The 6348-nt window shown below is 60.8% G+C and carries 5 protein-coding genes and 1 pseudogene; all 6 read left to right on the top strand.

From position 1 onward, the window contains the following. Nucleotides 1–167, top strand: a 167-nt coding sequence (locus IQK56_RS31355) for a hypothetical protein (RefSeq protein WP_193901961.1), incomplete at its 5' end; no start/stop codon positions are given. Further along, nucleotides 164–2001, top strand: a pseudogene (locus tag IQK56_RS30280) (extracellular solute-binding protein). The gene IQK56_RS31355 and the pseudogene IQK56_RS30280, both read left to right, overlap by 4 nt. Beyond that, the gene (locus IQK56_RS30285; protein WP_032885816.1) at nucleotides 2002–3078 is read left to right on the top strand and encodes a microcin C ABC transporter permease YejB; all 1077 of its coding nucleotides are present in this window, start codon (nucleotides 2002–2004) and stop codon (nucleotides 3076–3078) included. It begins immediately after the preceding pseudogene. Nucleotide 3079: 1 nt separating this feature from the next. After that, on the top strand, nucleotides 3080–4099 hold the full coding sequence (locus IQK56_RS30290) for an ABC transporter permease (RefSeq protein ID WP_122306632.1): 1020 nt from the start codon (nucleotides 3080–3082) through the stop codon (nucleotides 4097–4099). Between the two features lies 1 nt (nucleotide 4100). Next, nucleotides 4101–5702 (top strand): ABC transporter ATP-binding protein, encoded by a 1602-nt coding sequence (locus tag IQK56_RS30295; RefSeq protein WP_193864009.1) that lies wholly within the window; start codon nucleotides 4101–4103, stop codon nucleotides 5700–5702. A 257-nt stretch (nucleotides 5703–5959) separates the two neighbouring features. Next, nucleotides 5960–6348 (top strand): sigma-70 family RNA polymerase sigma factor (locus IQK56_RS30300; RefSeq protein ID WP_193901962.1); only part of this gene is annotated, 389 nt, incomplete at its 3' end.

The raw sequence follows: 6348 nt of genomic DNA on the forward strand, positions 1-6348 counted from the left end.
GCCGCGCCCTGGACCGGGTGCTGCTGTGGCAGCACTACAGCATTCCCAACTGGTACCTCAACTATCATCGCCTGGCGTACCGCAACCGGTTCGCCTTTGTCACCACGCCGCCCTACAGCCTGGGCCTGAGCGCGTGGTGGCTCAAAGCGTCGGAGAAAGCCCAATGATGTCTTTGCGTTCGTCACTGTTTGCCGGCTTGTTGCTCAGCTGCGCGGCCCACGCGGCGCCGCAGCATGCGCTGACGCTGTACAACGAGCGCCGAAATACCCGGCCGACTTCAAGCATTTCGACTATGTGAACCCGGATGCCCCCAAGGGCGGCACGTTCCGCGAATCGGCCATGGGCGGCTTCGACAGCCTCAACCCCTACATCGCCAAAGGCGTGCCGGCCGACAATCTGAGCCTGATCTACGACACCCTGGCCATGCAAAGCCTGGATGAACCCATCACCGAATACGGCCTGGTCGCCGGCAAGATCGAAAAAGCCCCGGACAACAGCTGGGTCCGCTTCTACCTGCGCCCCGAAGCGCGCTTCCATGATGGCCACCCGATCCGCGCCGAAGACGTGGTGTTTACCTTCCAGGAACTGATCAAGGAAGGCTCGCCGATCTACCGCACCTATTACGCCGATGTCGACGAAGTCATTGCCGAAGACCCGCTGAAAGTGCTGTTCAAGTTCAAGCGCACCAACAACCGCGAATTGCCGCTGATCCTCGGGCAACTGCCGGTATTGCCCAAGCATTGGTGGGCGAGCCGCGACTTCGCCAAGGGCAACCTCGAAGTGCCCTTGGGCAGCGGGCCGTACAAGGTGGCCGAGGTCAAGGCCGGGCGCATGATCCGCTACGAGCGGGTCAAGGATTACTGGGCCAGGGACCTGCCGGTCGCCAAGGGTTTCTACAATTTCGATAACCGCATCACCGACTACTATCGCGACAGCACCGTCTCCCTGGAAGCCTTGAAGGCTGGGCAGTTCGACTATTGGCTGGAATTCAGCGCCAAGAACTGGGCCAACGCCTACAACATCCCGGCCGTGACCGAAGGCCGCTTGATCAAGGAAGAGATTCCCAACGGCAACCCCACCGGGATGCAGGGGTTTGTGTTCAACATGCGCAAACCCATGTTCGAAGACGTGCGTGTGCGCAAGGCCATCAGCCTGTTGCTGGATTTCGAATGGAGCAACAAGCAGCTGTTCAACGGCGCCTACACCCGTACCCGCAGCTACTTCGAAAACTCGGAGATGGCGGCCACCGGCCTTCCCGGCCCGGATGAGCTGAAAATCCTCGAACCGCTGCGCGACAAGATCCCACCCGAAGTCTTCACCCAGGCTTTCGAACCGGCCAAGACCGACGGCAGCGGCATGATCCGCACCCAGCAACGCGAAGCCTACCAACTGCTGCAGGAAGCCGGCTGGCGTATCGTCGATGACAAGATGGTCGACACCACCGGCAAACCGGTGAAGATCGAATTCCTGCTGGCCCAGACTGAATTCGAACGCATTCTGCTGCCCTTCAAGCGCAACCTGGCCGACCTGGGCATTGACCTGGTGATCCGCCGCGTCGACGTCTCGCAGTTCATAAATCGTATCCGCTCGAGGGACTTCGACATGCTGGTGGGCAGCTTCCCGCAATCCACCTCGCCCGGTAACGAACAGCGCGAATTCTGGAAATCCTCCAGCGCCGACAAACCCGGCAGCCGCAACTACATGGGCCTCAAGGACCCGGCCGTTGACCAATTGGTAGAGGAACTGATCGACTCCGATTCGCGCAAAAGCCTGGTGGCCCATGCCAAAGCCCTGGATCGCGTGTTGCAGTTTGGCTACTACGTGATCCCCAACTGGCACATCAAGACGTTCCGCGTGGCGTATTGGGATCATCTGGGTCACCCCAAGGTCCCGCCGCGCTATGACGTGGGCACCGCCACCTGGTGGAGCAAACCCAATGTCAAACCTGCCGTCCCCCTGGACACAGACACGAACGCCGATCCGGCGAGCGGAGGCGATTGAATGCTGGCCTATATTGTTCGTCGCCTGTTACTGATCATCCCCACGTTGTTCGGGATCCTGCTGATCAACTTCATCATCATCCAGGCCGCCCCCGGTGGCCCGGTGGAACAGATGATCGCCAAGCTTGAGGGCTTTGAAGGCGCCACCAGCCGCATTGCCGGCGGCGGCGCCGAAGTCTCCGTGGCCGGCTCCAGCAGCTATCGCGGCGCCCAGGGCCTGGACCCGGCGCTGATCAAGGAAATCGAAAAGATGTACGGCTTCGACAAGTCGGCGCCGGAACGCTTGTGGATCATGGTCAAGAACTACGCACAGCTGGATTTTGGCGACAGCTTCTTCCGTGACGCCAAGGTCATCGACCTGATCAAGGAAAAGATGCCGGTGTCCATCTCCCTCGGGTTATGGAGCACGCTGATCATGTACCTGGTGTCGATCCCCCTGGGGATCGCCAAGGCCACGCGCCATGGCAGCCATTTCGACGTGTGGACCAGCTCGGCGATCATCGTCGGCTATGCGATCCCGGCGTTCCTGTTCGCGATCCTGTTGATCGTGGTATTTGCCGGCGGCAGTTATTTCGACTGGTTCCCGTTGCGCGGGCTCACCTCCAACAACTTCGACGAACTGAGCTGGGGCGGCAAGATCCTCGACTACTTCTGGCACCTGGCATTGCCCATCACCGCGCTGGTGATCGGCAACTTCGCGACCATGACGCTGCTCACCAAAAACAGCTTTCTCGACGAGATCAACAAGCAATACGTGGTCACTGCCAAGGCCAAGGGCCTGACCAACCATCGCGTGCTCTACGGCCATGTGTTCCGTAACGCGATGCTGCTGGTGATCGCCGGCTTCCCCTCGGCGTTTATCGGCATCTTCTTCACGGGTTCATTGCTGGTCGAAGTGATCTTCTCCCTCGACGGCCTGGGCCTGATGAGCTTTGAAGCGGCGATCAACCGTGACTACCCGGTGGTGTTCGGCACGCTGTTTATCTTCACCCTGCTGGGGCTGATCGTGAAGCTGATCGGCGACCTCACCTACACCCTGGTCGATCCGCGTATCGACTTCGCCAGCCGGGAGCATTGAGATGAACCTGTCCCCCCTCAATCGTCGCCGGTTCGAGCGTTTCAAAGCCAACAAACGTGGCTGGTGGTCGCTGTGGCTGTTCCTGATCCTGTTCGGGCTGAGCCTGGGCGCGGAGCTGATCGCCAATGACAAACCGCTGGCCGTGCACTACGACGGCGACTGGTATTTCCCGGCGCTCAAGCGCTACCCGGAGACCACCTTCGGCGGCGAGTTCCCGCTGGAGGCCAACTACAAGAGCCCGTATATCCGGGAACTGCTCAAGGCCAAGGACGCCTGGACCTTGTGGGCGCCGATCCCGTTCAGCTACCAGAGCATCAACTACGATCTCAAAGTGCCAGCCCCGGCGCCGCCGTCGTCCGTGAACTTGCTGGGCACCGATGACCAGGGCCGCGATGTGCTGGCGCGGGTGATCTACGGTTTTCGGGTGTCGGTGCTGTTTGCCCTGACCCTGACCATCCTCAGCTCGATCATCGGCGTGATTGCCGGGGCCTTGCAGGGTTTCTATGGCGGCTGGGTGGACTTGGCCGGGCAGCGTTTCCTGGAGATCTGGTCCGGGTTGCCGGTGCTGTACCTGTTGATCATCCTCGCGAGCTTTGTGCAGCCCAACTTCTGGTGGCTGCTGGGCATCATGCTGCTGTTCTCCTGGATGAGCCTGGTGGACGTGGTGCGCGCCGAGTTCCTGCGCGGGCGCAACCTTGAATACGTGCGTGCGGCCCGCGCCTTGGGCATGCAGAACGGAGCGATCATGTTCCGCCATATCCTGCCCAACGCCATGGTCTCGACCATGACCTTCATGCCGTTCATCCTCACCGGCGCCATCGGCACCCTTACCGCCCTGGACTTCCTCGGCTTTGGTTTACCCGCCGGCTCGCCGTCACTGGGCGAACTGGTGGCCCAGGGCAAATCCAACCTGCAAGCGCCGTGGCTGGGCATGAGCGCGTTTGCCGTGCTGGCGATCATGTTGAGCCTGCTGGTGTTTATCGGCGAGTCCGCTCGCGATGCCTTCGACCCGAGGAAATGAGATGAATCAGGACAATCTGATCGAAATCCGCGACCTCAGCGTCGAGTTCGTCACCGGCGAGCATCACCACCGCGTGGTCAACAACGTCAGCTTCGACATCAAACGTGGCGAAACCATCGCACTGGTCGGCGAAAGCGGCTCCGGCAAATCGGTGACCGCCCATTCGATCCTGCGCCTGCTGCCCTACCCGTTGGCGCGGCATCCGTCCGGTACTATCGAGTACGCCGGGCAAGACCTGCTGACCCTCAAGGAAAAGACCCTGCGGCACATTCGCGGCAACCGCATCGCGATGATCTTCCAGGAGCCGATGACCTCGTTGAACCCGCTGCACAATATCGAGAAGCAGATCAACGAAGTGCTCGGCCTGCACAAGGGGCTGACCGGCAAGGTTGCCACCCAGCGCACCCTGGAATTGCTGGAATTGGTCGGCATTCCCGAGCCGCACAAACGCCTCAAGGCCCTGCCCCATGAATTGTCCGGCGGCCAGCGCCAGCGGGTGATGATCGCCATGGCATTGGCCAACGAGCCGGAGCTGTTGATCGCCGACGAACCGACCACTGCGCTCGACGTGACGGTGCAGTTGAAGATTCTCGAACTGCTCAAGGAGTTGCAGGCGCGCCTGGGCATGGCCTTGCTGCTGATCAGCCACGACCTGAACCTGGTGCGGCGCATTGCCCATCGTGTGTGTGTGATGCAGAAGGGTTGCATCGTCGAACAGGCCGAGTGCGAGACGCTGTTCCAGTCGCCGCAACACCCCTACACCCAGGAACTGCTGGCGGCCGAACCCAGCGGGGGGCCGGCCAATAACGTAGTGGGGCCGCCGCTGCTGGAGGTCGATGACCTCAAGGTGTGGTTTCCGATCAAGAAAGGTTTTTTGCGCAACACCGTCGATTACGTCAAAGCGGTGGATGGCATCAACTTCAGCCTGCCCCAAGGGCAAACCCTGGGCATCGTCGGCGAAAGCGGCTCGGGCAAATCCACCCTCGGTTTGGCGATCCTGCGCTTGATCGGCAGCAAGGGCGGCATCCGCTTCGAAGGCCAGCAGCTTGACTGCCTGACGCAACAACAGGTACGCCCGCTGCGCCGGGAAATGCAGGTGGTGTTCCAAGACCCGTTCGGCAGCCTGAGCCCGCGCATGTGCGTCAGTGAGATCGTTGGCGAAGGTTTGCGCATTCACAAAATGGGCACGCCGGCCGAGCAGGAAGCAGCGATTATCGCCGCGCTCAAGGAAGTGGGCCTGGACCCGGAATCCCGGCATCGCTACCCCCATGAGTTCTCCGGCGGCCAACGTCAACGCATCGCCATCGCCCGGGCACTGGTGCTCAAACCGCGCCTGATTTTGCTCGACGAACCCACTTCGGCCCTGGACCGCACGGTGCAACGCCAGGTGGTCGAACTGCTGCGCAGCCTGCAGGCCAAGTACAACCTGACTTACCTGTTTATCAGCCATGACTTGGCGGTGGTGAAAGCGTTGAGTCACCAGTTGATGGTAGTCAAGCAGGGGCAGGTAGTGGAACAGGGCGATGCACGGGCCATCTTCGCTGATCCGCAGCACGCGTATACCCGGCAGTTGCTGGAGGCGGCTTTCCTCGTGCCGACCTGAATGCACGCTGGCCAAATGTGGCAGGGGGCTTGCCCCCGACAACCTTAGGTGTCTACACATTTCGAGCGAATCCCTTACGTAGATACCGTCTTGACGCTCACCGGGCAACCCCCAAGTTTTGGGTGGTTATCCTATGGAAGATGTGTAGGTACCTATGCACACATCCCCCCAATAGCAAACCAATATCATTTGCGCACACCCGCTCCCTTTGCTTTAATCGCGACCAATTCTTATTACCGTCGCTTCTATCGCGCTGGATGGCTAGTGTGTCGACCTCGTTCACCCACCTCTACGGCACCCACCACGGCTGGCTGCTCGGTTTATTGCGCCGACGCCTGAACGACCGCTGGGATGCCGCCGACCTGGCCCACGACACGTTCATCCGCCTGCTCAGCCGCCCGCCTACCGAAACCGATCACGTGCGCCAGCGCTCCTATTTGGCCACCATCGCCCGTGGTTTGTGCATTGACCATTGGCGCCGTCGCCAACTGGAAAAAGCCTGGCTCGACAGTCTCGCCTTGTGTCCGCAAGCCACCCAGCCGTCGCCGGAGCAACGGGCAATCATCGTCGAAACCCTCTACGAAATAGACGCCATGCTCGCACGCCTGCCGAGCAGGGTTCGCGAAGCGTTCCTGTTGGCCCAACT

It is taken from the genome of Pseudomonas cyclaminis (assembly GCF_015163715.1).
GTDB lineage: Bacteria > Pseudomonadota > Gammaproteobacteria > Pseudomonadales > Pseudomonadaceae > Aquipseudomonas > Aquipseudomonas cyclaminis.

Coding starts and splice junctions, on each gene's coding strand:
- IQK56_RS30290 (WP_122306632.1), top strand. CDS start 3,080: ATGAACCTGTCCCCCCTCAATCGTCGCCGGTTCGAGCGTTTCAAAGCC.
- IQK56_RS30295 (WP_193864009.1), top strand. CDS start 4,101: ATGAATCAGGACAATCTGATCGAAATCCGCGACCTCAGCGTCGAGTTC.
- IQK56_RS30285 (WP_032885816.1), top strand. CDS start 2,002: ATGCTGGCCTATATTGTTCGTCGCCTGTTACTGATCATCCCCACGTTG.